20 protein-coding genes are annotated in these 24,950 nt (G+C 45.5%); 13 read left to right on the plus strand and 7 right to left on the minus strand.

Features of this window, described 5'->3' with window-relative positions:
• Positions 1–1,048 (plus strand): glycosyltransferase (locus AB204_RS03940; protein ID WP_047962085.1); only part of this gene is annotated, 1,048 nt, incomplete at its 5' end.
• A gap of 291 nt (positions 1,049–1,339) precedes the next feature.
• Positions 1,340–1,486 carry a hypothetical protein gene (locus AB204_RS22685; protein WP_161796535.1) on the plus strand — a complete coding sequence of 49 codons (147 nt, stop codon included), beginning with the start codon at positions 1,340–1,342 and terminating at the stop codon, positions 1,484–1,486.
• A 437-nt stretch (positions 1,487–1,923) separates the two neighbouring features.
• Here the strand turns inward: AB204_RS22685 and paaZ are convergent, their stop codons facing one another.
• A complete protein-coding gene (gene paaZ, locus AB204_RS03945; RefSeq protein ID WP_047962086.1) occupies positions 1,924–3,996 on the minus strand; it encodes a phenylacetic acid degradation bifunctional protein PaaZ in 2,073 nt (690 codons plus the stop codon).
• 328 nt (positions 3,997–4,324) lie between these two features.
• Between paaZ and paaA the strand changes: the two genes are divergently transcribed.
• The 11 genes from paaA to paaK all read left to right on the plus strand — a co-directional run bounded on the left by paaA (position 4,325) and on the right by paaK (position 14,500).
• The gene (paaA, locus tag AB204_RS03950) at positions 4,325–5,266 is read left to right on the plus strand and encodes a 1,2-phenylacetyl-CoA epoxidase subunit PaaA (RefSeq protein WP_047962087.1); all 942 of its coding nucleotides are present in this window, start codon (positions 4,325–4,327) and stop codon (positions 5,264–5,266) included.
• A gap of 38 nt (positions 5,267–5,304) precedes the next feature.
• On the plus strand, positions 5,305–5,592 hold the full coding sequence (paaB, locus tag AB204_RS03955) for a 1,2-phenylacetyl-CoA epoxidase subunit PaaB (RefSeq protein WP_047962088.1): 288 nt from the start codon (positions 5,305–5,307) through the stop codon (positions 5,590–5,592).
• An 11-nt stretch (positions 5,593–5,603) separates the two neighbouring features.
• Positions 5,604–6,380, plus strand: coding sequence for a 1,2-phenylacetyl-CoA epoxidase subunit PaaC (paaC, locus tag AB204_RS03960; protein ID WP_047962089.1), 777 nt, complete (start codon positions 5,604–5,606; stop codon positions 6,378–6,380).
• Positions 6,381–6,409: 29 nt separating this feature from the next.
• Positions 6,410–6,937 (plus strand): 1,2-phenylacetyl-CoA epoxidase subunit PaaD, encoded by a 528-nt coding sequence (paaD, locus tag AB204_RS03965; protein WP_047962090.1) that lies wholly within the window; start codon positions 6,410–6,412, stop codon positions 6,935–6,937.
• 20 nt (positions 6,938–6,957) lie between these two features.
• Positions 6,958–8,085 (plus strand): 1,2-phenylacetyl-CoA epoxidase subunit PaaE, encoded by a 1,128-nt coding sequence (gene paaE, locus AB204_RS03970; RefSeq protein WP_084728520.1) that lies wholly within the window; start codon positions 6,958–6,960, stop codon positions 8,083–8,085.
• Positions 8,086–8,149: 64 nt separating this feature from the next.
• Positions 8,150–8,923: a 2,3-dehydroadipyl-CoA hydratase PaaF gene (gene paaF, locus AB204_RS03975; RefSeq protein ID WP_047962091.1), complete on the plus strand. Its 774-nt coding sequence runs from the start codon at positions 8,150–8,152 to the stop codon at positions 8,921–8,923.
• 3 nt (positions 8,924–8,926) lie between these two features.
• Positions 8,927–9,724, plus strand: a complete 798-nt coding sequence (paaG, locus tag AB204_RS03980) for a 2-(1,2-epoxy-1,2-dihydrophenyl)acetyl-CoA isomerase PaaG (RefSeq protein ID WP_047962092.1) — start codon at positions 8,927–8,929, stop codon at positions 9,722–9,724.
• A 2-nt stretch (positions 9,725–9,726) separates the two neighbouring features.
• Positions 9,727–11,340 (plus strand): 3-hydroxyacyl-CoA dehydrogenase, encoded by a 1,614-nt coding sequence (locus AB204_RS03985; RefSeq protein ID WP_047962093.1) that lies wholly within the window; start codon positions 9,727–9,729, stop codon positions 11,338–11,340.
• Positions 11,330–11,836, plus strand: coding sequence for a hydroxyphenylacetyl-CoA thioesterase PaaI (gene paaI / locus AB204_RS03990; RefSeq protein ID WP_047962094.1), 507 nt, complete (start codon positions 11,330–11,332; stop codon positions 11,834–11,836). The genes AB204_RS03985 and paaI overlap by 11 nt, the downstream gene beginning before the upstream one ends.
• A complete protein-coding gene (gene pcaF / locus AB204_RS03995; RefSeq protein WP_047962095.1) occupies positions 11,833–13,047 on the plus strand; it encodes a 3-oxoadipyl-CoA thiolase in 1,215 nt (404 codons plus the stop codon). The genes paaI and pcaF overlap by 4 nt, the downstream gene beginning before the upstream one ends.
• A gap of 121 nt (positions 13,048–13,168) precedes the next feature.
• Positions 13,169–14,500: a phenylacetate--CoA ligase PaaK gene (gene paaK, locus AB204_RS04000; RefSeq protein WP_047962096.1), complete on the plus strand. Its 1,332-nt coding sequence runs from the start codon at positions 13,169–13,171 to the stop codon at positions 14,498–14,500.
• 164 nt (positions 14,501–14,664) lie between these two features.
• On the opposite strand, the gene AB204_RS04005 is transcribed toward paaK, so the two are convergent.
• Genes AB204_RS04005 through AB204_RS04030 form a run of 6 tightly spaced genes read right to left on the minus strand, consistent with a single transcriptional unit; the run spans position 14,665 to position 24,321 of the window.
• On the minus strand, positions 14,665–16,080 hold the full coding sequence (locus AB204_RS04005) for an MmgE/PrpD family protein (RefSeq protein WP_072061387.1): 1,416 nt from the start codon (positions 16,078–16,080) through the stop codon (positions 14,665–14,667).
• A 24-nt stretch (positions 16,081–16,104) separates the two neighbouring features.
• Positions 16,105–16,665, minus strand: a complete 561-nt coding sequence (locus AB204_RS21920) for an acyl-CoA carboxylase biotin carboxyl carrier protein subunit (protein ID WP_053067828.1) — start codon at positions 16,663–16,665, stop codon at positions 16,105–16,107.
• A complete protein-coding gene (locus AB204_RS04015; RefSeq protein WP_200898195.1) occupies positions 16,655–18,136 on the minus strand; it encodes an acetyl-CoA carboxylase biotin carboxylase subunit in 1,482 nt (493 codons plus the stop codon). Before AB204_RS04015 ends, AB204_RS21920 begins: the two co-directional genes overlap by 11 nt.
• On the minus strand, positions 18,133–19,380 hold the full coding sequence (locus AB204_RS04020; RefSeq protein WP_047962098.1) for a hydroxymethylglutaryl-CoA reductase: 1,248 nt from the start codon (positions 19,378–19,380) through the stop codon (positions 18,133–18,135). The genes AB204_RS04015 and AB204_RS04020 overlap by 4 nt, the downstream gene beginning before the upstream one ends.
• A gap of 13 nt (positions 19,381–19,393) precedes the next feature.
• Entirely contained in the window at positions 19,394–20,851 is a 1,458-nt protein-coding gene (locus AB204_RS04025; RefSeq protein WP_047962099.1) for an acyl-CoA carboxylase subunit beta, read from the minus strand.
• Between the two features lie 44 nt (positions 20,852–20,895).
• The gene (locus AB204_RS04030; RefSeq protein ID WP_047962100.1) at positions 20,896–24,321 is read right to left on the minus strand and encodes an indolepyruvate ferredoxin oxidoreductase family protein; all 3,426 of its coding nucleotides are present in this window, start codon (positions 24,319–24,321) and stop codon (positions 20,896–20,898) included.
• Between the last annotated feature and the right edge of the window lie 629 nt (positions 24,322–24,950).

Consider the following 24,950-nt stretch of genomic DNA (forward strand, 5'->3'; position numbering starts at 1 on the left):
TTTTGAAGTCAATATTTGGGGGGAGAAAAATGTCCAGTCACTTATTATTAATACATTAAGAAAAATAAAACTTAAATATCAGGATACGGATTTTGATCTTGGTGAAATACCCATTAACTTTAATTATAGAAATATTGAAACCACTTTCAGATTCTTACGTCAACAAGCATTTTATCTGAATTCCATTCAAGATCCAATGTTGAATTGTTTAAGTTATTTTAATAAACAAAAAAAAGAAGCCGATAACACAAGGCGCTACGGAGATTATGTTGATTTAATCAACTACTTACAACATATATACCATCTTAATTTAATGGGTAATTATCATAATTACGCAACATCCAGTGATCTTGCACGCTTAACCATTTTATATATGGAAGGAGGAATATATCTGGATGCTGATGTCGAGTTGTATGATTCAGATATAAAAAATACGCTTGATAGAAATAATGCTAAATTTGAAAATCTACAGCTTCGGTCAAATATAGGTTTAGGCGATAACTCTGGGTTAGACTGGTCTGCAACTCCATATACTCGCTTTGGAAATGCGATTATTGCCTCCCTTCCTCAATCAAAAGCGATTTTTAATCTATTACTAAAAATGGCTATTATGATAAAAAAACATCACCTTTCCATTCAAATGTATGAATCCCCAAAAGCCGATGAAATCAGCCAAATAAAAAAATTCAATAAATACCATGAAGTAGATAAGAGAGTCGATTTGGCACTAAAATTAAAAAAAACTCATCAAATCAATCTGGATACGAGATGTGGTATACAAGATCCGGTATGGAGAACAGGCGTTGATCCTGATGATGCCAATGATAAATTTTCTCGTGAATTGAGGCGGATTGATTATACGGTAAAAATGACCGGCCCAACATTTATTGATAATTATCTTAATCCCGGCTTAGGGATAAACTTCCCCAAAAAATATCAACTTAAATCTAAAATTAAAAACGACAGGGTTTTTAAAAATGTCAATGATGAAGGAGATTGGTCTAATCTTAAAAAGAAAAAATACGCAGATGAAGATCCGTTCAGTTAAAACCTAATGGAATAGGCCGTTAAATGCGAAATACAGAATGCCTGATGCCTGTAGGTTGAACCACAAGTAGACAGATACACCCCTTTTTTATGTGGTTTACGTTTACTTAATAAGTGGCTGTTATGAACGTAGCCAATAAGGCGCACATTACTTACTACAGACGCGGATAGCGGTACTAAATGATGATCTAAAATCCCGCTTTGAGCATTGGTATCGGGGATAAGAAAAAGTAGGTGAAAAATAATTTAATAGGTACAATTAGCTTAGATAAAATATTACAGGTGAATGGAAATGAAAGAAAATATAGAAAGGTTAATGATGGAGCATGAATTTACTTTAAAGGAAATAAATTTGATAAAATCTGCTGCTGCGCGTTCAGATTATGATATTTTTCAAGAGGTTTTATATCTAAAAAAGGTTTCTATGGAACAGCGTTAAATCTTTTGGTTATTTTTCTTTTTTTTATTTTTGTTTTTGTTTTTGTTTTGTCCGATAATATACATTACACTAGTCTTATATTGACTTTTTTTATTTCTATATTTTTGGTATTATATTTTTCAGCTATAAAATTAAAATATAAATCAGTTATGTTTTTAAGGAAGCATAAAGTATAATTTTACTCATTTTTTCTTATTGTAATAATACATAATCAAAAAAAATTAAATAATAATTAGCGCTAAACCAAATTTTGGTGAATTATATACGAACAAGGAATATATTTTCGTTATTATATTCCTGTTGTTTATTGGTTCCGTTACGTGATTTTATTTTTGAATGGCGATCTAAATCGCCATTTTTATCTGGTGCGCCGAGTATGGAGCGTAGCACTATCTGTTAGGGAGCCAGCCATTCCCTTGGCTTAATCCCTTACCGCCCTATGCTGACGCCACAAAATCGCCTTGTTGCCGCTCCACCAGCGTCAGGATGCTATAAAGCGCTACAGGTTGTTGTTCCTGATTCAGCACCTGAACATCCCACATCACAACACCTTGTGGTGTATCTTCTGGTGTTTTCTGGACTTTTTTAATCTTTTTCTTGCAAGTCAGACGTACCTGAATGGTATCGCCAATCTTAACCGGTTCAATAAAGCGCAGGTTTTCCATACCATAGTTAGCAAGTACAGGCCCGACAGCAGCGTCAACGAACAGGCCCGCAGCCGCCGATACGACAAAATAGCCGTGCGCTACGCGTTCACCAAATAAGGATTCTGCCGCACCAATTTTATCCATATGAGCATAAAAATGATCCCCGCTCAGACAGGCAAAATTAACGATATCCGCTTCCGTCACCGTCCGGCGCGCGGTCAGTAAACTTTCACCAATTTCAAGCTGTTCGAAATACTTGCGGAATGGATGTATCGGATCTTCCTTCACTTTTGCGCCACGAACCCATTCACGACCAATCGCAGCCAGCATACTTGGGCTAGCCTGAATTGCCGTGCGCTGCATGTAATGTTTTACGGCACGCAGCCCGCCCAGCTCTTCACCGCCGCCTGCACGTCCCGGCCCGCCATGTACCAGCATGGGCAGTGGAGAACCGTGTCCTGTGGATTCCGCAGAAGCGGCTTCATCCAACACTAGCATACGGCCATGAGCACAGGCTGTCGCACGAATCACCTGTACAGCAATCTGCTCATCTGCCGTCACCAACGAACCCACCAAACTGCCATCTCCCATCATCGCCAGTTCGATCGCCTGTTCGGTATCCTTATAAGCCATCAACGTGGAAACTGGCCCGAATGCTTCCGTACTGTGTACGGCCTGATTTGCCATTGGATCAGCGCAATAGAGCAAAGTTGGCGGATAGAAGGCCCCCTTGCTGTTGCTGTTACCCGTCAGGACCAATTTATCCAGTGAACCCCCACACAAAAGCTCACACCCGCTATTGCGCAATTCGTTGACTTTCGCTTGTACCTCATCACGCTGCTCCTGATTAATCAACGCTCCCATACGTACTTCCGGCAAAGTAGGATCGCCGACCGTCACACCAGACAACCGTTTGAGCAATGCTTGTTTAACGTCTTCCATTTGACCGACAGGCACAATAATACGCCGGATGGCCGTACATTTCTGACCTGCCTTGACGGTCATTTCACGGACAACTTCCTTGATAAATACGCCAAATTCCGGCATATCAGGTGTGACATCTTCGCCCAGAATACAGCAGTTGAGCGAGTCTGCTTCCATCGTAAAGGGAATGGATTTTTCTATCAGCCGAGGATGGGCACGCAGTTTCTGGCCTGTTTGTGCCGAGCCGGTAAACGTGACGGCATCCTGATAACCGAGATGATCAAACAGATCACCAATGCCACCGCAGATCAACTGCAATGCGCCTTCCGGCACCAGACCACTGTCGATGATCATTTTCACCATCGCCTGTGTCAATTGGGCAGAAGCCGTAGCGGGTTTGATAATCGCCGGCATTCCCGCCATCCACGTTGGTGCCAATTTTTCCAGCATGCCCCAACAAGGAAAGTTAAACGCGTTGATATGCAGTGCAACACCGGGGCGGGAAGTCAGCACATGGCGGGCCACAAACTGAGATTGTTTAGACAACGGTATCATTTCATCTTCCGGCCACAGCGTATCATCCGGTAATTCACGCCCTGCCAATCCTGCATAAGAAAAAAGCGTCGCCACACCGCCTTCAATATCAACCCAGCTATCTGAGCGGGTCGCCCCTGTCTGCGTAGAAATGTCATACAGTGCTTCTTTGTTGGCAAGCAGATGCTTTGCAACTGCTTTCATCATCTGCGCCCGTTGCTGGAATGTCATCGCAGCCAGCGCCTTTCCCCCTTTTTCACGGGCATATTCTAAACTTTTTGCGAGTGGCAAACCCTCTGAAGATACCTGATACAAGGCTTCGCCGCTGATTGCATGATGAATGGTTCTGGTGTTGCCCTGCCCATAAACCCAAGCGCCACAAATGTAACTCGTCAATTGTTGCATTTTTTTCTCCACCAATCTCATTAATGAATCAATCATTAAGTAACAGCATGCTATTTATGTATCATATATTTCATTGACAAGGCCACCCACAAAATTAACAAAATAAAAACACTTGTGCCCGATCACTTGTTAATATTCTTGTCATCATCAAACATTAAAAATTAACCATTTGTTTTATAATGAATTTAAATTCATATTGTGATGTGTACGACAAATATACAACTCAAGTGTTTGATATTTTTGTTATCGGTTTGTAGATTTATGGTTATCTAAAGTGATTCATTTTTATGTTTTAAACCAAAAAATAAGAATCATAACGGAGCCTAAAATGACAACTGACCCACTTCAGGCGCACTTTGACGCCAAGATCGCCACGGATCTGTCCATTGAGGCCAAAGATTGGATGCCTGAAGCCTATCGCCAGAATCTGATACGCCAGATTGGTCAACACGCACACTCGGAAGTGGTCGGCATGTTACCGGAAGCCAATTGGATCACCCGCGCCCCGACATTACGCCGCAAAGCCATCCTGCTGGCCAAAGTACAGGATGAGGCAGGGCATGGGCTTTATCTCTATAGCGCTGCTGAAACACTGGGTTGTTCCCGTCAGGACATCTACCAAAAGCTACTGGATGGCAAGATGAGGTACTCCTCCATCTTTAACTATCCCACCCTGAGCTGGGCAGATATTGGCGTAATTGGCTGGCTGGTGGACGGTGCAGCAATTGTTAACCAAGTCGCCTTGTGCCGGGCCTCTTACGGTCCCTACGCCCGCGCGATGGTGAAGATCTGCAAGGAAGAAAGTTTCCACCAGCGGCAAGGTTATGAAGCTGTCATGGCGCTGGCAAATGGCAACGAAGCCCAACGCGCAATGTTACAAGATGCCATTAACCGTTTCTGGTGGCCGACATTAATGATGTTTGGCCCGAATGACAGCGATTCTCCCAATAGCGCCCAGAGCATGGCGTGGAAAATCAAGCGATTCAGCAATGATGAATTACGGCAAAAATTCATCGACAACACCGTTCCCCAGTTAGAGGCATTGGGCATGACAGCCCCCGACCCCGAATTGGTCTGGGATGAAACAACCGGGCATTACCGTTTTGGCGAAATCAACTGGGATGAATTCTATCAGGTGCTGAAAGGACAAGGTATCTGCAATCACGAGCGTCTGGAAGCCAAACGCCGGGCTTGGGAAAACGGAAGTTGGGTACGTGAGGCCGCATTTGTCCATGCCAAGAAAACAGCCGCCAAAAAAAGTGCTGCCTAATCCGCGTCACCTGAACAGAACTGAAGGGAGTGAATCTAATGAACAATAACGAGTGGCCACTGTATGAAGTCTTTGTCCGCAGTAAACAGGGATTGGCTCACCGCCATGTTGGCAGCCTCCATGCGGCAGATGATCAAATGGCACTGGAAAACGCACGTGATGCCTACACGCGCCGCAATGAAGGCTGCTCTATTTGGGTCGTGAAATCCATCTATCTGGTGGCCTCACAACCGGAAGAGCGCGGGGCGTTTTTCGAACCCTCGGAGGACAAGATTTACCGTCATCCGACTTTCTACACCATTCCTGATGGCATCAAGAATATGTAGAGGACGGAAATATGAATATACATAACGTTTCATCACCCAAACATGACCTGTTTCATTATGTGCTGCGTCAGGGAGATACGCCGCTGATTCTGGCACAGCGCCTGTGCGAATGGTGCGGGCATGCGCCAGAACTGGAAATTGACCTCGCTCTGGCCAATATCGGCCTTGACCTGCTTGGGCAATCACGCCATTTCCTCAGCTATGCAGCCACCCTTTCAGGAACGGGGCTTGATGAAGACCATCTGGCATTTGGTCGTGATGAGCGTGAGTTTCTGAATCTACTGTTGGTGGAACAGCCAAACGGCGGCTTTAACGACACATTGGTACGCCAATTTTTTATCGATGCCTATCACGTTCTCCTGCATCAGGCACTGAGCCAAAGCCGTGATCCCCAATTGGCCGCCATCAGCACCAAATCGTTGAAGGAAGTGGACTATCACCTGCGATTCAGCCGGGGCTGGATGATCCGCCTGGGGGATGGAACAGAACTGAGCCACGGAAAAATTCAGCAATCCATCAATCAACTATGGCGCTTTACCGGTGAGCTATTCCATTGCGACGAAATAGAGCAACGGCTGGCGGAAGATGGCATTGCCGTTGATCCCCGCACACTGCATGAGCCGTGGCTGCAAATCGTCAACGAAACATTCGCGGAAGCGACATTAGACACACCACCAGAACAGCCTTACCGACAAGGCGGAAAACAAGGACTGCATACGGAAAATTTGGGATATATGCTGGCAGAAATGCAATATCTGCAACGTACTTACCCCAACTGCATCTGGTAACAAAAAACGGATAGTTATGGGAGGAAATGATGGGACAGCAATACAACACACTCTTTCGTGCAAGCGTACAGCCGCCGGAAATCCATCAAATCTGGCAATGTCTGCACCAAATTGCCGATCCAGAACTCCCCGTGCTCTCTATTACTGATCTCGGCATGATCCGGGCTGTCACGCCGATACAAGGCATGCAAAACGGCTGGCGAGTGACATTCACCCCGACGTATTCCGGCTGTCCCGCGACGGAGTACCTGCTCAATGCCATTCAGGAAACCCTGACACAAGCAGGCTTTGCGCCAGTGGATATCGAAGTGAGCCTGACACCCGCATGGACAACCGACTGGATGAATGAAGATGCCAAACAGCGTTTACGTGAATTCGGTATTGCCCCACCCCAAGGATTGGCCTGTGAAAAACCGGCAAATGTGGAACCGATCATCTGCCCGCGCTGCGGTAGCCATACAACAGAAAAAATCAGCGAATTTGGCTCTACCGCCTGCAAAGCGCTTTATCGCTGCCAACAGTGTCTGGAGCCGTTTGATTATTTCAAATGTATCTAAATTCAATAAGGGAGCAGAAGATGGCAACTTTTCACCAAGCACGGTCACACTCCGTACGGTCACACTCCGTACGGTCACATAGCTTTCACCGCTTAAGCATCGCTGCCATTGAACGGGAAACACCGGATGCCGTGACCGTCACACTGCACGTTCCCGATGAACTAAAGAACCGTTTCTGCTACCAACCCGGCCAACATCTGACCCTCAAGGCTCAGGTAAACGGTGAAGAGCTACGTCGTTGTTACTCTATCTGTAGTTCACCACTGGATGACGCCTTACAAATCGGCGTCAAGGCCGTTTATCAGGGGCGTTTTTCGACTTTCATCAATCAACAACTGAAAGTCGGGGATGAGCTGGAGGTTATGCTACCACAAGGCACCTTTGGGCATTGTCCCGATGTAAATCAGCAAGGGCATTATCTGGCGATTGCTGCCGGTTCAGGTATCACACCCATTTTATCAATCATCAAAAGTACGTTGGCACAGGAATCGAACAGCACCTTTACGCTGATTTATGGCAACCGAACCAGCCGCTCAGTGATGTTCAAAGAGGCGTTGGCTGATATTAAAAATCGCTATCTGGATCGTTTTCAGGTGCTGTATCTGTTCAGTCAGGAAGCCACCGATAGCCCGCTGTTTAACGGACGCATTGATACCGATCACTTGCAGCGCATCGGTAAAACCTTGCTCAACTTCGCCCAGTTTAATCAGGCTTTTCTCTGCGGGCCAGAAGCGATGCTGGATGATGCCCACTCAGCATTAGAACAGGCAGGCATTCCCGCCCAATGTATCCACAGTGAACGTTTCAATACCGGGCAAATGCAAAAAGCGGCGATGGGTTCGCGTCCCGCCAACCTCACTGAGCGCAGCGAAACCCGTGTCGAAGTTCATCTGGATGGCCGCATTCTCGACATAACAATAAACGCAGGGGATGACAGTATTCTTGATGCTGCACTTCGTCAGGGTGCTGATTTACCCTATGCCTGCAAAGGGGGCGTGTGCGCCACCTGCAAATGCCGGCTTAAATCCGGTGAAGTAGACATGGCAGTGAACTACAGCCTCGAACCGGATCAACTGGCGGCTGGCTATATCTTGAGTTGCCAGTCATGGCCGAAAGGCGATGGCGTAATTGTCGATTTTGACGTCTAAGTAGTCGATTTTGACGTCTAAACGTCTGCATACATAAAAAATCAGGAATGAGGAACGACCGACCATGAATCAGGAATGGATTTTATGTCACCAACAACAAAGGGTACGTACGCTGGCCCTCAACCGGCCAGAAGTGCGTAATGCCCTGAGTAATGACTGTCTGGAACAACTCGTGCAGCAATTAGAGTTGGCGGATTCAGATAGCGGAACGGGAGCCATTGTCATTACAGGTTCATCGAGCTGTTTCGCGGCAGGTGCCGATTTGAAAGAACTGCAACAACAGACCGTTGCTTCAGCCATGACAGATCCCCGCCCACAACTCTGGCAACGTTTGAACAACATTAGCAAACCTATCATTGCCGCCGTAAACGGTTATGCGCTTGGCGCTGGCTGCGAACTGGCATTGGCCTGTGATTTGGTGATTTGTGGAGAAAATGCGCGCTTTGGTCTGCCAGAAATCACCCTGGGGCTGATGCCGGGGGCAGGGGGAACGCAGCGGCTCATCCGCAGCGTCGGCAAGGCACTGGCTTACCAGATGATATTGACCGGTGAATCTATCGATGCCTACCGCGCACGGGAGGCGGGGCTGGTCGGCGAAGTTTGCCCTGATCTCACGACACTGGAACGTGCAGAGCAAATCGCGCAACGCATCAGTGAATTTTCACCACTGGCATTGCGGGCCGCCAAAGCCGCCCTGAAAACCGCACAAGAAACAAGCCTGTCACAAGGGCTGATTTCCGAGCGCCAGCAGTTTGTCGCTCTGGCAGGTACAACCGATCGTCAGGAAGGCATCACCGCCTTTCTGGAAAAACGTAAACCAACATTCAAAGGGTTCTGATCGATGGAAAACATATCAATGGTACTCACTGATATTAAAGCTGGTGTCCTTAGCATTACGCTCAACCGTCCAGAATGCCTCAATAGCTTTAACGAGGAACTTCATCAGCAATTAAGCAAAGCGATGGATATTGCTGAACAGGATGAGTCAATACGCTGTGTTCTGCTCACCGGAGCCGGACGCGGCTTCTGTTCCGGGCAAGATTTAAATGATCGGAACTCGATTATCTCTGATGGCGGCACACCCGATCTTGGTCAGTCCGTTGAGCGTTACTACAATCCGCTGATCCGGCGTATGACGGCTTTGCCCAAACCCATTATCGCTGCCGTTAATGGTGTAGCAGCCGGGGCAGGTGTTTCCCTTGCATTAGCTTGTGATATTGTGATTGCTTCCCGTACAGCCAGCTTTATTCAGGCTTTCTGCCGCATCGGCCTGACACCGGATGCTGGTGGCAGTTGGTTCCTGCCCCATAAGATTGGTCAGGCCCGTGCAATGGGAATGGCATTATTAGGGGAGAAGATCAGCGCTGAACAAGCTCTGGAATGGGGCATGATCTGGCAAGTCGTCGAGCCAGAAGAGTTGGTCCATAAAACGCAAGCGCTGGCTGAACATCTGGCAACCCAACCTACCGTCGCGCTTGGCTGCATCAAACAAGCCACTTATGCCGCAGCCGGCAATACACTGGAACAGCACCTTGACCTCGAACGCGACTTACAACGTCAATGCGGGCACAGCGAAGACTTTCGTGAAGGCGTCAGTGCGTTCATTGAAAAACGCCAACCGGTATTCAAGGGGAAATAATCATGACCACGCCTCTACTTAACGGCCCCATCGCCGTCATTGGGGCGGGAACCATGGGCATCGGCATTGCTCAGGTCGCAGCTCAGGCAGGACATTCCGTCCTGCTGTTTGATACGAATAGTGAAGCGGTAGGCCATGCATTGGATAACCTCCGCGCTCGCCTGCATCAACGTGTGGAAGCCGGCAAAGCAGAGGCTGGCACAACAGAAACCTTGTTACAACGCATCACTCAAGTGAATTCGTTACAAGCACTGGCGCCTTGTGCGCTGGTGATTGAAGCCATTGTCGAGCAATTGGAAGCCAAGCAGAATTTATTCCAACAACTGGAATCCATTTGTTCAGCACAAACCCTATTTGCCAGTAACACCTCATCATTGTCGATTACCGCCATTGCCCGTGTTCTGTCTGCGCCACAGCGTATAGCAGGGCTGCATTTTTTCAATCCTGCCCCCTTAATGAAGCTGGTGGAAGTCATACAGGGTCTGGAAACTTCCCCTCAAACTGTGGCAACCCTCAAGGATCTCGTTATCCATTGGAAAAAGCAGCCTGTGATCTGCCGTTCCACACCGGGTTTTATTGTCAATCGCATCGCCCGCCCCTTCTATGCAGAAGCCCTGCGTGCGCTGGAAGAACAGGTTGCAGCCCCCGCCACTCTGGATGCCGTTATTAAAGAGTCGGGCGGCTTCGCGATGGGACCACTACAACTGATGGATTTGATCGGTCATGACATTAATTACGCTGTGACTGAATCCCTGTTCCACGCTTTCCACGGCGACACCCGATTCCAACCTTCGCTACAACAAAAAGAGCTGGTGGATGCCGATCATCTGGGGCGTAAGCGTGGTCGCGGTTTTTATTCTTATGACGTGAAGGGAAATAACGGAAAAAAAGAGAGTCAGCCACTGCCGAAAATAGTGCCGAAACAACCCAGCAAACAAAAACCGCCAGTGCGGCTCAAAGCAACAGGAAACTGGGCGCTTTTACCTCATCTTACCGCCCTGCTACAGCAACCTAAACTACAGCAATATAGGGTCCTCTTCGAAGAGAACAAAAATGACCGATTCCATTCTCCTACTTTGCAGATTGATGACATTATCCTGACACTGACCAAAGGGAGAACCTGCGCGCAAATTGCTGACGAAGTCAGAGTACCGGTGATGCAGTTTGATCTTTCTGCCAATCACCAATCGGCTTCCATCATTACCCTCAGCACCGCCTGTCAGAATACTCCCCAGCAAACCGCAAAAGTGATCGGCTTTCTGCAATCAATCGGTAAGCAAGTGATTCTCCTGCCGGATTACCCCGGCCTGCTGACAATGCGTACCGTTGCCATGCTGTGCAACGAAGCGCTGGATGCCATCAACAAAGGTATTGCCAGCGCCGAAGATATCGATCTGGCAATGCGCTATGGCGTCAATTACCCGATTGGCCCACTGGCATGGGGAGAGCAATTGGGCTGGAAACATATTCTCAGTACGCTGGAAAACTTACAGAAATTCTATGGGGAGCCTCGTTACCGCCCTGCTCCTTTGCTGCGCCAGCTAGCCGCGGGACATACCCAACTCACTCGCCAAAAAGCCGAAAACCATAAGAAAGGGGATGTTCATGCAAGATAATGCCGCAAGCCAACAGGCGCGCCACCACGTTGAAACCATGTACGCTCAGGATGCCTGCGCCCAAAATATGGGAATGCACATTGAGCACATTGATGTCGGATTCGCCCGGCTCAGCATGAAAATCATCCCCAGCATGCTCAACGGCCACCAAAGTTGTCACGGAGGCATTCTGTTCAGTCTGGCAGATACCGCTTTCGCCTACGCCTGCAACAGTGAAGGGCTGGCAGCAGTGGCTTCCAGTGGCAGCATTGATTTTATCTGTCCGGTATTGGTTGATGATCAACTCACGGCCACTGCCTCCGTTCAGCATCAAGGTAAAACAACCGGCCTGTACGACGTGGAAATCACCAATCAGGCAGGCAATGTCGTGGCGCTTTTCCGCGGGCGCGCCCATCGCGTCGGTCATCATATTTCAGACAATTCGCTAAACAACGATTTTGTTAATAACGATCCTCTTAACAACACTCAGAAAAACCGTCAGGGAGAACAATCATGACTCATGCGTTTATCTGTGATGGTGTCCGCACTCCTATCGGGCGTTATGGCGGTAAGCTATCCAGCCTGCGGACGGACGATCTGGCGGCCCTGCCGCTACAGGCATTGATGGCCCGTTATCCTGCGCTGAATCGGGAACAAATTGATGATGTGATCCTCGGCTGCGCCAATCAGGCAGGAGAAGATAACCGCAACGTCGCACGTATGGCAGCGCTGCTGGCAGGGTTGCCGGGTTCAGTCCCTGGCACGACAGTCAACCGGCTGTGTGGCTCCGGCTTAGATGCTCTGGCTTTTGCTGCCCGCAGCATCAAAGCCAGTGAAGCCCAGCTGATGCTGGCTGGTGGCGTAGAATCAATGAGTCGGGCGCCTTTCGTGATGGGCAAAGCAGACAGCGCATTCAGCCGTCAGGCTGAGATTTTTGATACCACCCTCGGTTGGCGTTTTATCAATCCGCTGATGCAGCAGCAGTTTGGCACTGACTCCATGCCTGAAACGGCAGAAAACGTTGCAGCCCAATTTCAAATCAGCCGTGACGATCAGGATGCCTTCGCCCTGCGCAGCCAACTGCGCGCGGCCAAAGCACAACAAGCCGGTATTCTGGCTGAGGAAATCATCGCCGTCACACTGCCCTCAATCCACAAAAAAGGCACAACGACGGTTGTCTCACAAGATGAACATCCTCGACCGGAGACAACACTGGAGCAACTGCAACGGCTCAAAACCCCGTTCCGTACCGACGGCACAGTCACTGCGGGTAACGCTTCTGGCCTTAATGATGGCTCGGCAGCCCTCATCATCGCCTCAGAAACCGCCGCATTACGCCACGGGCTGACACCTCGGGCACGTATCGTCGCAACAGCAACTTGTGGCGTTGAACCGCGCATCATGGGGATCGGGCCAGTACCTTCCACCCGCAAAGTACTGGCGCTTGCTGGCCTGAATTTAAATCAAATGGATGTTATTGAGCTGAACGAAGCCTTTGCTGCACAGTCACTGGCCGTAATGCGCCAACTGGGGTTACCGGATGATGCGGAACACGTAAACCCGAATGGCGGTGCGATTGCACTTGGTCATCCGCTGGGCATGAGCGGTGCCCGCCTTACGCTGACAGCGACCCTTGAACTGGAACGACGTGCTGGTCGCTATGCCCTGTGCACCATGTGCATTGGCGTAGGACAAGGCATCGCCATGATTATTGAACGTATTTCCTAGCAACAACTCAGAGCCGGCTGCAAGAGGCGCTTAATTCCTGACGGTCTGACTTAATCAATACCTGCGCATAAAACGACAAAAGCAACCTGTTACAAACAAATCAACAAAAGGACAGGCAACGATGAGCAACAACGTACAGCACCTAAAAAAGTCTCGAGAGCAAGATTTGGACCCGATGGAGTTTGCTTCACGAGATGAGATTCAGGCATGGCAATTTCAACAGATAAAATGGACGCTCAATCATGCCTACAATAACGTTCCCATGTATCGCCAAAAATTCGATGCCGCCGGTATCCATCCGAGTGATTTCAAACAACTTGATGACATCATCAAATTTCCTTGCACCACCAAACAAGATCTGCGGGATCACTATCCTTTTGGTGCCTTTGCCGTACCCATGGAGCAAATAGTGAGAATTCACGCATCATCTGGCATCACTGGAAGCCCAACTGTTGTAGGCTATACTCAACGGGATATCGACAATTGGGCGAATATTATAGCCCGTTGCTTACGCCTTGCTGGAGTCTGCTCCAAAGACAAAGTCCATATAGCCTACGGTTATGGTCTGTTCACTGGAGGTTTAGGAGCTCATTATGGAGCTGAACGATTAGGTGCAACGGTGATCCCCATGTCCAGTGGGCAAACAGAAAAACAGGCAAAACTGGTTCTGGATTTCAAACCTGACGCTATCATGATGACACCTTCCTACTGTCTAACACTACTGGATGAACTGGAACGTAAGATGGGTGGAGATGCCAGTAAATGTTCCTTGCGTGTCGGAATTTTTGGTGCGGAACCTTGGAGCGATGCACTGCGCAACGAGATTGAAACACGTATGGGCATTAGAGCATTGGATATCTATGGCCTGTCAGAAGTCATAGGGCCAGGAGTTGCCATGGAATCATTGGACGACACTAATGGTTCCACGATTTGGGAAGATCATTTCTACCCAGAAATAATTGATCCTGACAATCTGAATAACTTGGCTAACGGTGAAACAGGAGAGCTAATTCTCACCACCCTGACCAAAGAAGCTATGCCAGTGATCCGCTATCGCACTCGCGACCTAACACGCATATTTCCCGGTACAACACGCAATATGTACCGCCTGAGTAAGATCATTGAACGTTCCGATGACATGCTGATTATCCGGGGTGTCAACGTCTTCCCTTCACAGGTAGAAGAGCAGATCATGCGCATCAAAGAGCTATCACCGCACTATCAGTTGGAAGTGAATCGCATTAAGAATTATGACAAACTATCTGTCAAAGTTGAATTAAAAAAATCAGAATTACTGAACGATCAACAACGCTACGACATCTGCCATCAACTACGCTATCACATTAAATCTATGATAGGTCTCAATACAGAAGTCAGCATCGTCAACCATGGAGATATCCCTCGTTCAGAAGGAAAAGCAGTTCGGGTACTTGATAATCGTCTACATGATTAACCTGAAATTAATTTAAGAAGAGAACTAAACTGCCTGCGGTACGATAAAAATTTCTTCAAAGAAAAATAATCGTAGAAATCCTCAGGCATAATTAAGTTTTATTATTGCTCGATATCTATTCTTTTCACAAAACAACTCTCTTAAAAGATACCCCTACTATCAAATCAATATTTTTTTCCATTAACTATTCCGTAAGATAAAAGATCTTTCAAGCCAGTTTCGTCCTTAATTATACGTTTCCAAGCCTGAATTGCGTTATTCGCTTGTATTGCACCGTTTTTGGGATCGAAATAGCTAAAGCAGTTTGTGAATTTTTCAATAATCTCAGCAGATTCAAGAGGATTTTGAGGATTTCCTTTCGGTATATCAATAAATCCAGTGCGAATATCTCCACTAACATAATGAATACTGACTTCTATTCTTCCATGGGTTCCAAGTTCAGGAATTTCACATTTAGGATCAACACGTGGACGAATTTTTTCACTAATAGAGAGTATATCAGCACGATCTAATGCAACATCGTCATAATCGGCAATGAAGACTCCACCATTCCGCAAACCTACAGCTACGGTATATGCCATGCTAAACCTAGCCTCTACAGATGTTGTGGGTTTCCATTTCTTATCTGAAGGAGCACACACAAGATCATAGATTTGTTGGTTCATCGCAATGTCAATATGAGTTATATCCTCAGATTTTATTTGGGAATAACCTGCCAAACTAATGGCCAGAGTAGTAGCTGAGATGTTAGGACGACAAGTTGGATACGGTTTGAAAGCAATGTCATTCTCACTTGCGAATACAGCTCCAAGCCCATCTACTATGCTGTCTAACTCTGAACCAGGTTCAAATGCTCTAAACAAGCCGTATCGACCAGTAAGAAAATTATGAGCACCATCAAAGCCCTCAGATGCCAGAAGAACAGCCTTAACCGCATTGGACGCAACAAGGCCCTGTTGGTAAGAAACTGTAGGTGTGCCCTCCACCATACATTGGGCTTCACCGAGAGCCGAAGTATAAGCAATTCCCATAGCAGAGCGCAGCTGAGTAGGTGAGAGTCCGAAAAGGCGACCAGCGGCCGCTGTTGCAGCGATAACCTTACTAAGGTCATATCTTCCACTTTCAAGAAGAGTCTCCTTACGCGCACGTGCAAGCCGAGTAATCAGATCATGGCCAATGACGGTAGCGATTAAGAACTCACTGGAAGTGACATGTTGTTGACGGAGAGCAGCTATAGTTGAAAGGGCAGGAAATATGGCCACACTAGGGTGGATACCTAGTGGATCTACAACATCATCAAAATCTAAAACCCGTGATGCAGCTCCATTGAGAAGAGCAGCAGTGCTGGGGGGAAGACACAAACTTGTCCCAAAGACGGGGCAAACGGGGCTTCCTCCCCATTGCCCAATGACTCGTTGTAATAGTTGGATTTCTGGACGTACCGAGCCAGCCAAAGTAACACCAAATATATCAAGAATCGACAAATGTGCAGCTTTCAAAGCCGATACTGGAATATTGTCATATGTCAATTCATAGGAAAACGATGCTATTTGGTCTTCAATATTTTTCACACTAAACATACCGAACTCCTAATAAATCATAATTTATGAGGTCATTGAAAGTGGTACAAAACGGACAAGCAGAAAACCAGCCACAACCGCCTGCCCTTCCACAGCAAAAACTTCTGCTACACGACAATATGAAGGTGAAAAATAAGTCGAAATAACCTTCATTGATTCTAACCTCAATACCGGTTGATCGGCCTCAAGGATATCCCCTGGATTAACTAATATTTCCGACACTATTGAATGAAATGGAGCGCAAATTTCATTTATATCAAAATCATGCGTTCTACTGGAAGACATCGATCGCATACCATGCGTTGCACTGATATCCAGATGATAGCCACCTATATCTGCGGAAAATGTTTGCTCAAGTTCACTTTTCTTACCCAAAATAATGCTCTTGATTGTTCCCCCAAAATCTATAATAAGGCGGTCATATTTTCCTTCTTGATCCAGTCTGAGAAGACGAACACGGGTTAAGCAACCTTTATCGTCTGTCACTGAAAATTGACCATTATTTTCGTCAGCAATACGTAATATATGTTGTTTTGATGTGCCAGAAGGTATAGTTATTTGAATAGAAAATAATTTATCTGCCATAGGACACTCCCCGTTCGTTCATGAGACGCCAATTCGAGAATAAAGATGAAGTGGCGACATCTTCAGAGATTGCTGTCATGGCCAGATACTCTCGCAATGCTACAGCAATGGCGATGTCACGCTGAAAAGTTTCATCAGGAGGTTCAGGATGATAACTAGATGTCAGTGACAGATCATAGTTTCCGGTAGAGAATGGAGCATGATCAATTAGCCAACGATGAAATGGAAGGTTCGTTGGCAAACCCGCAATTAGCAATTCATCTAACGCAGCCCTTGCCCGAGAAATAGCTTCATCCCGATGTTTTCCCCAGACAATGAGTTTCAAGCAAAGACTATCATACCGCGTAAGTTGGATCTGATTTTCTGCGATACCAGTATCAATCCGTACTCCTGGCCCATGTGGAAAATTACAAGCCGTGATAACTCCTCCCATGGGCATAAATTCCTGAAATGGATCTTCCGCACAAATGCGAAATTCTATCGCGTGGCCGTAAGTAGTTGTGTTCAATATATCGTCACTGAATGGTTTCTTCTCTGCAATAGCAAACATAGCTTCCACGATATCAATACCTGCCACTGCTTCAGTGACAGGGTGCTCCACCTGAATGCGACCATTCATCTCAATAAAATAGAACTGCCCGGAAATATCAATTAAGAACTCCACCGTGCCAGCGCTAGTATAACCCGCAGCTCGAGCGAATTTGACAGCTGACTCGCTGATCTTCTTACTTAAAGTAGCATCAATTCCAGGAGCCGGGGATTCTTCAACCATTTTTTGTCGCCGACGCTGTATACTACAGCCGCGCTCTCCGAGCGCGATGACATTTCCAGTAGCATCAGCCAATATTTGAACTTCAATGTGACGAATATTATCCCCAAGGAAACGCTCAATATAGAGATCCGCTGTGCCAAATGCAGCTAAACTCTCCCGTGCAACCTCTTTCCAAACCCGCTCTAGCATATTATGACTTTCTGCAAGCCGGATCCCCCGACCGCCTCCACCATTTGCTGCTTTTAACAGAACCGGATATCCAATTCCTGCCGCTAATTCTTGAGCTTCGGTAAGTGATGTCACCGCAGCACCAGAAATAACAGGTATTCCAACAGATATGGCAAGTTGACGTGCTTCAATTTTGTTCCCAACCAAACGAAGGGAAGATATATTTGGGCCAATGAAAAGGATCCCAGCATCTACACATGCTTTAGCAAAATCCGCATTCTCAGCTAACGGCCCATAACCAGGTGCAATAGCATCAGCGCTGTATTCATCAGCAATAGCCAAAAGATAGTCTGGCGAAGCGAAAGGATTAAGAATATCTGACTGTATCCTATATGTCGCAGCCATGACAAAAGGAGCTGTTTTTTCTTCCACGTCGAACACAACGATTGTTTCAATGCCAAGACGCTGTGCTGTTCGAATAAAACGAAGGGCAATTTCCCCACGACACGCAAGGAGTACACGTTGAATCATAATGGTGTCCCCACAACCTTGGGTACGTCACCAAAATCGGAATCATGCAAACCACGACCAAGTTGGGTATGCGCCCGAGTAAATTCTCCTGCACTGACAGCACCAGCGACAGATATCTCCCCCGCCAGAGCTACAGCAGCACAAATCTCGGCTAGCTTACTGGCATCATCTTCACACCCTATCATCGCAAGGCACTCTCGCTGCACGGGAAGTTTTGTTCCACCACCAATTGAGCCGACAATAATATTAGGCAAAGTAACACTTGCCACCAGAGCTCCTTCTGTATTGATTTCAAAAGAGGTGCTAGCATTGAAGAAGGACACAGTAACAAAAGCAGGATCCTGCCCACATGCAATAAAAAACGCAGTGAGTGCATTAGCAATATGAATATTCTGCCCAGTAGCTCCTCGCTGACCTAAAATAAGATGACACGCTTGAAGGAATCTCTGCATACGCTCAGGTGTAGAACGAAACCTCCGCATGATAAGTTCTGCCGGCAAAACAGCACTGGCTGTAACGTAACGTCCTTTAGCTTCATCTGGCACGAAACGTTTATCCCCTCCCAGTGTGTTAAAATATCCTCCAACCAAGTTATCAGCATGAGTTCGAATATAGGTACACGCGGCCTCATTAGCTTTTGTGGCCATGTTTAAGCCCATTGCGTTACCTGTCTCGTAGCGAAATGCCAAACCAACAATACTTCCCTGAAATATTGGAGTAACTTCTTTAAGCTTTGCAAAACGGCTTGTACTATTAGTGACTTCAGCGATTTTTTCTGTATGTTGACGTAACCATTCATCAAATAGCAGAGCATCAGAGGCGCGATGTAACCAAACTGCTGATATCTTAGTCAGAGCATTACCGCGGAATTTATAGTATGTATTTTTACTTCCTTCTGTTGACCATACGTTTGTGGGTGAAAAGACATTACACCCTCCAGCTTCTGTCAATGCCTGCATTCCACGTGAGAACGATGCAACAAGAGCCCCCTCAGTCGTGGCCAATGGAACGATAAAATCACCTTTGGCATGGCTGCCTTCAATATGCAAAGGGCCAGCAAGCCCTATTGGAACGCCAGCCATACCTACATAATTTTCTATAGTGCCAACTAGAGAAGATGGTGGTGTAGGTAATCGATTAAACAAATACGGTAAATCTCGACCAATTTGTTCAACCAACCACTCTTGACGAGTTTTGATTGCATCGGGAAGAAAGTCATTTTCTGCGTGGCGTGGTATTTTCACGGTATCCCCTCAATTAAAGTTGAATATTGGAGTGCTTACGCCCTGGTGTGACTGCTATTTTGTCTTGAAGAATTCGAAAGGCATTGGCGAGAACTGGACGTATAGTTTGATCATATAAGAATCCATTGATATAACCTCGGCGAGCTGAATACTCCGCACTAGCATGAGCATTACGATATTCTGCAGCCAGTTCGGCTCGGCGAGTTTGAGGATCCTCAGCTTCAGATATTTGTCGGCGAAAAATAACATCAGCAGCAGCTTGAGGGCCCATAATGGCAATCTCTGCTTCAGGTAGTGCAAAAATCATGTCAGTTGCCCATTTGTTTGCAAGCGTTGGATGAGCACCACCATAGGCTTTACGCAGAACAACAGCTATCTTAGGGACAGAAGATTCGCAATAGGCATGTAAAAGCTTCGCTCCTGCACCAATGATCCCTCCTGCCTCCTGATTAATTCCAGGTAAATATCCCGGAACATCAATCAAAGTTAAGATAGGGATATTAAAAGCATCACAAAAACGCACGAAACGAGCCGCTTTTTCAGAAGCGTCTATGTCTAAGCATCCCGCGAGGGTCTGAGGTTGATTAGCAATGATGCCAATTGGAATACCATAAAGATGGGCGAATGCTGTAACAATATTGGGAGCATAATGGTGATGGACTTCAAGATAGTTGGCTCTATCTACAATTTCTCCAATAACTCCTGTTACATCATAGGGTTCATTGCCATTTTGAGGGATTATTTCGGATAACCGTGCACTTATTCGGTCTTCTGCAGGACGTTTGGGGACTGTTGAACAATTATTCTGAGGTAAAAATTCTAAAAGATCACGTGCTAAACTAAGCGCTCTTTCTGGAGTATCAGCTACAAAATGAGCCAATCCCGTAGTCTTAGCATGTAACATAGCACCACCAATATCTTCTTTTGTTACTTCTTCACCAGTTGCTTGTCGTATTACGGCTGGACCGGTCAAAAACATGGTTGAATTGTTCTTAACCATAATAACAAAGTCGGTTAATGCTGGAGCATAGGCAGCACCACCAGCACAATCACCTAGAAGTATTGATATTTGTGGAATAACACCAGATGCTTTGACCTTCTTATAGAAAACCTCTCCAAATTGTACTCCTGCATCAACGCCCTCATGAATCCTTATGCCAGTCGAGTTATTGAGACCAATCACCGGTACGCCCGTTTTGAGAGCAAGGTCTAGAATTTTGGTTATTTTCAGAGCATGCATTCGACTTGAACTACCACCAAGGAAACTAGCATCGTGTGCATAAAGCACTATTGGACGACCATTTACTCGGGCAAACCCTGTTATAATCCCATCTCCTGGAATCTTACGGTGCTCTGAACCAAAGTATATACAGTCATGTTCAGCGAGGGGATCTAGTTCAAAAAAAGAATTACTGTCAACAAAGCTTTCAATTAGTTTTCGTACTATTAATATAGCTGGTTGAGTCGTCATATTTCATGCCCAGTTTCAGTAAGAAATGTTTGATCATCAGAAGATTAAGTGTGCACAGTTTTAGTGCTTTCTTCTGGGCTTTTTAATGCGTTATTAAGTTGTGCAATCAACTCTTGCTTCTTCTTGTCTACTCGCTTAATGGCTTGGAATTTAACATAACCAAATCCACGGATTTGACTTGGAAGTTCAGCAAGCTGGAGGCAAAGAGAAAACCGATCTAGAGTAACGATATGAACGATATGGTTGATAAGTTTTTCATAATCAGAAAGCAATTGTCTTTCCATTTTCCGTTCTTTTTGCAACCCAAATAGGTCAAAAGCTGTGCCACGAAGAAAACGAGCCTTTGCTATTACCCTCAAGAAAGGGATGAGCCAAGGGCCTAATGCGACTTTGCCTCGCTGCCCTGTACGTGCATCTTTACGGCCCCAAATGGGAGGACTCATATGGAAACGTATTTTGTATTTACCTCCGAACTGATTTTTTATTTTCGTGAGAAAATCAGTCTCGACAAAAAGTCGCGCAACCTCGTACTCATCCTTATAGGCCATAAGTCTAAATAAATTTTCAGCTACAACACGAGTCAACCTTTCATCATTAAATATGGATGTTGCGGCTCTTACTCGCTCAATATGTTCTACATAACGATTGGCGTAGGCTGGATTTTGATATTCAGAAAGGAAATTTCTATAATGAACAATTAAGTCATCTAGAGATTTAGGGAGGCTTTCTTTTGAATCAGCTAAGTAGCTATGAATAATTTCCGGATGAACTGCCGCTACTCTCCCCAGATGAAAGGCAGTTAGAGCACTTTGGAATACCTTTCCAAGTCCTCTAATAGCCAATTCCATTGAATGAAGTCTGACTGGTATAAACCCTAATTGCCAAGCATAACCGAGAAGCACTATATTTTCTTGGTCATGATCTCCAACCAAATGTGTAGCAATAATGTTCGCATTTGTGCTTTTAAAATGTCGGCAATGACTATGCAAAGTTTTAAACATACGCTCTTCATCAAGTTGCAATGAGATATCTCGTAGCATTGCACCTGTTTGGGTTTCATGTGTATTCGCTACACAAGCCGTCGAAGAAGAAGACATAACTTCCAGACTAGCCATACTGACCCCGACGACAAGATCCGCAGCAATAACCAAATTTGCCTGTGCCTTATCTATACGAACCTGATGAAGTGCCTCTTTTTTACGACAGAAACGAACGTGGGATAAAACTTCCCCTCCTTTTTGTGCAAATCCACTGAAATTTAAAGCACTAACCACATTTCCATCTTGTTCTGCAGCATGAGCAAGAAGTCTTGCTGCCGTTACAATTCCAGTCCCACCAATTCCAGCCAGAAGGATTTCATACGGCTCATCTTGTGATATAACAACAGGATATTTCAGTTCTCTCACCATCATTTCTAATTCGGCTTGAGAAATGACCTTTGTTATATCCTTTTTGGACTCTGCACCTTCAATTGTGATAAAACTTGGGCAAAACCCTTTTAGACAAGAAAGATCAGAATTGCAGGTATTTTGGTCAACTGCTCTTTTCTGCCCCAAAGGAGTCTTTATTGGAATAATAGCAAGGCAATTGGATTGTACTTGACAATCTCCACACCCCTCACATACATGATCATTGATGAATGCACTTACCTTAGCCCGAGGAGCTAAACCACGTTTCCTCCTACGACGCAACTCGGTAGCACAAGCTTGATCAAAAATAATGACAGTAACACCTTTGGTCTCGCGAAATTCACGTTGGACTGTCTCTAAATGATCTCGATGATAAAAACTAACCCCTGGTGGTAATGAGTTATCTTTACGATATTTTTTAATATCCTCAACCACAACAGCAACCGCTTTTACACCTTCGGCTAAAGTCAAAGCAGCAATTTGAGGAACTGACATGACACCATCTATAGGCTGTCCACCTGTCATTGCCACAGCATCATTAAACAAAATCTTGAAGGTAATATTGCTACCTGCTGCTATCGATTGACGAATAGCTAAGTGACCGGAATGAAAATAGGTACCATCCCCGAGATTTTGAAAAACATGTTCTCTACCAGTAAATGGCGCATGACCAATCCAATCGACTCCTTCCCCACCCATCTGCACTGAGCCACCACCAGTGTTACGATCCATCCAGGCAGCCATAACATGACAGCCAATTCCTGGCTGAGCGTGACTGCCATCAGGAACACGAGTAGAAGTACTATGAGGGCAACCTGCACAAAAATATGGCGTACGTTTCGGAAACATTGGATATTGTTTTCCAACTGACATAGACCATTCGAGTGGAATATCGAGACTTACTCCGAATTGAGACAACCAACCAGCCAAGGGCTGGACAACTCTTGATGGACGTAATTCAATGTCTTCAGGCAGTATAACCCGACCATTAGGATCTCGTTTTCCCGATAAGGCGATAAGATGGCTTTTTGTTGTGTTAAACAGATAGCGGGCAAGTAACATTTCTACCACTGCCGCCTTTTCTTCCACTACAAAGATATGCTCGACTTGTGGGGCTAATTCCCTCAGAAGAGGAGATAAAGGGAAAACCAAACTAACATGCACCCAAGAAATACCGTGTGCGGCCAAATGATATGGTGTTAATCCTCCGACACGAAGAGCTTCAAGTACATCATTATGCGCTTTACCCACTGTAACTAGCAGTGCATGTGGTTCGTTACATGGAGACAGTACCCGATCAATAGGATTCAGACGAGCAAAGTCTTCAACTGCTTTTAATTTATATTTGAGGCGTTGCTCCACCTGAGGTCCGGGAAGATCAGGCCACCGCCAATGCAATCCGTCTGGTCCTTGATCTATATTTGTTGGATACTCGAATTCCTTTTGCATATCCGATCTTCGTAGAGTGGTTCCACTTTCTACAGTCTCACTAATAGCCTTAAATCCGACCCAAGCTCCACTAATACGTGAAGCTTCCCAACCCCACAGACCAATTTCCTTATAGTCAGCAACAGAGGCCGGATGTAATACAGGCATGTTCCATGCAATCATTGCAAGATCTGACTGGTGGGACATGGAAGATGAAACACAGCCATGATCATCACCTGCTACAACGAGGACACCACCATGTGCTGAACTGCCATAAACATTTCCATGTTTTAATGCGTCCCCTGATCGGTCAACACCGGGTCCCTTTCCATACCACATTCCAAAAACTCCACTGACTTTACGCTCTGGGTCTGTTTCAACTTTCTGTGTACCAATAAGTGCTGTTGCACCAAGATCTTCATTGATTGCTGGTTGAAATCGAATTCCGGCTTCAACTAATTCCTTATTACGCCGCCACAACGTTTGATCAAACCCACCTAATGGAGAGCCACGATAGCCAGATACAAAGCCAGCCGTATTAATGCCTCGAGTTTTATCGATAGCAGCCTGAGCAAGAAGTAGTTCAACAAGAGCTTCAGTGCCAGTGATGAAATTCGTTGTTGAACTAGTCATTCAATGTCTCCGAAAAATGTATATTTACAGAATTCGTGCTTTTTTATTTGATATTTATTCTTGAACGAAAAAAAAGATAATTTCATTTTCATCAGTTCGTAGAATTGAATAACCTTAATACATTTTAGGTTTAATAACTTTTCAGATTGGAGAGTTGTTCTTTCAAAAATGAGTACCTCATGCAAAAAAACTGATAATTTACTGAATCGTAAGATTTTTTTTATGTTTATTGCTACATTTTTATCTAAGCAGTTTCTTTCTTGCTTGATATAATAGTTATACCAACTTTTAAAGTTATTAGAAATCCCATGTCTAAATGATTTTTTTAAATAGTATTCCACTTTATATTACTCCTTTCTCTACAATGAGTTAACATCATAGCCAACGAAATGTAACATCGCTTTGAATTATTGGCATTCTAATTAGAACGAAATAATTAATCGTAGTAATATTGATATTAGGAAAATTTATTTGACCATAACATTCTCCTGAAAAATACAAACTCTCTTTTAGAAAAATTATTTCCTCTAAAAAATATAACTTAGTGATTATATCGACATTTAAAGAAAACACTCTTTTTTATTCATATAAAACTGACTCTTCAACATCCAAGTTAGATAATCTAAATT

The organism is Xenorhabdus khoisanae (genome assembly GCF_001037465.1).
In the GTDB taxonomy this organism is placed as follows: Bacteria; Pseudomonadota; Gammaproteobacteria; order Enterobacterales; family Enterobacteriaceae; genus Xenorhabdus; species Xenorhabdus khoisanae.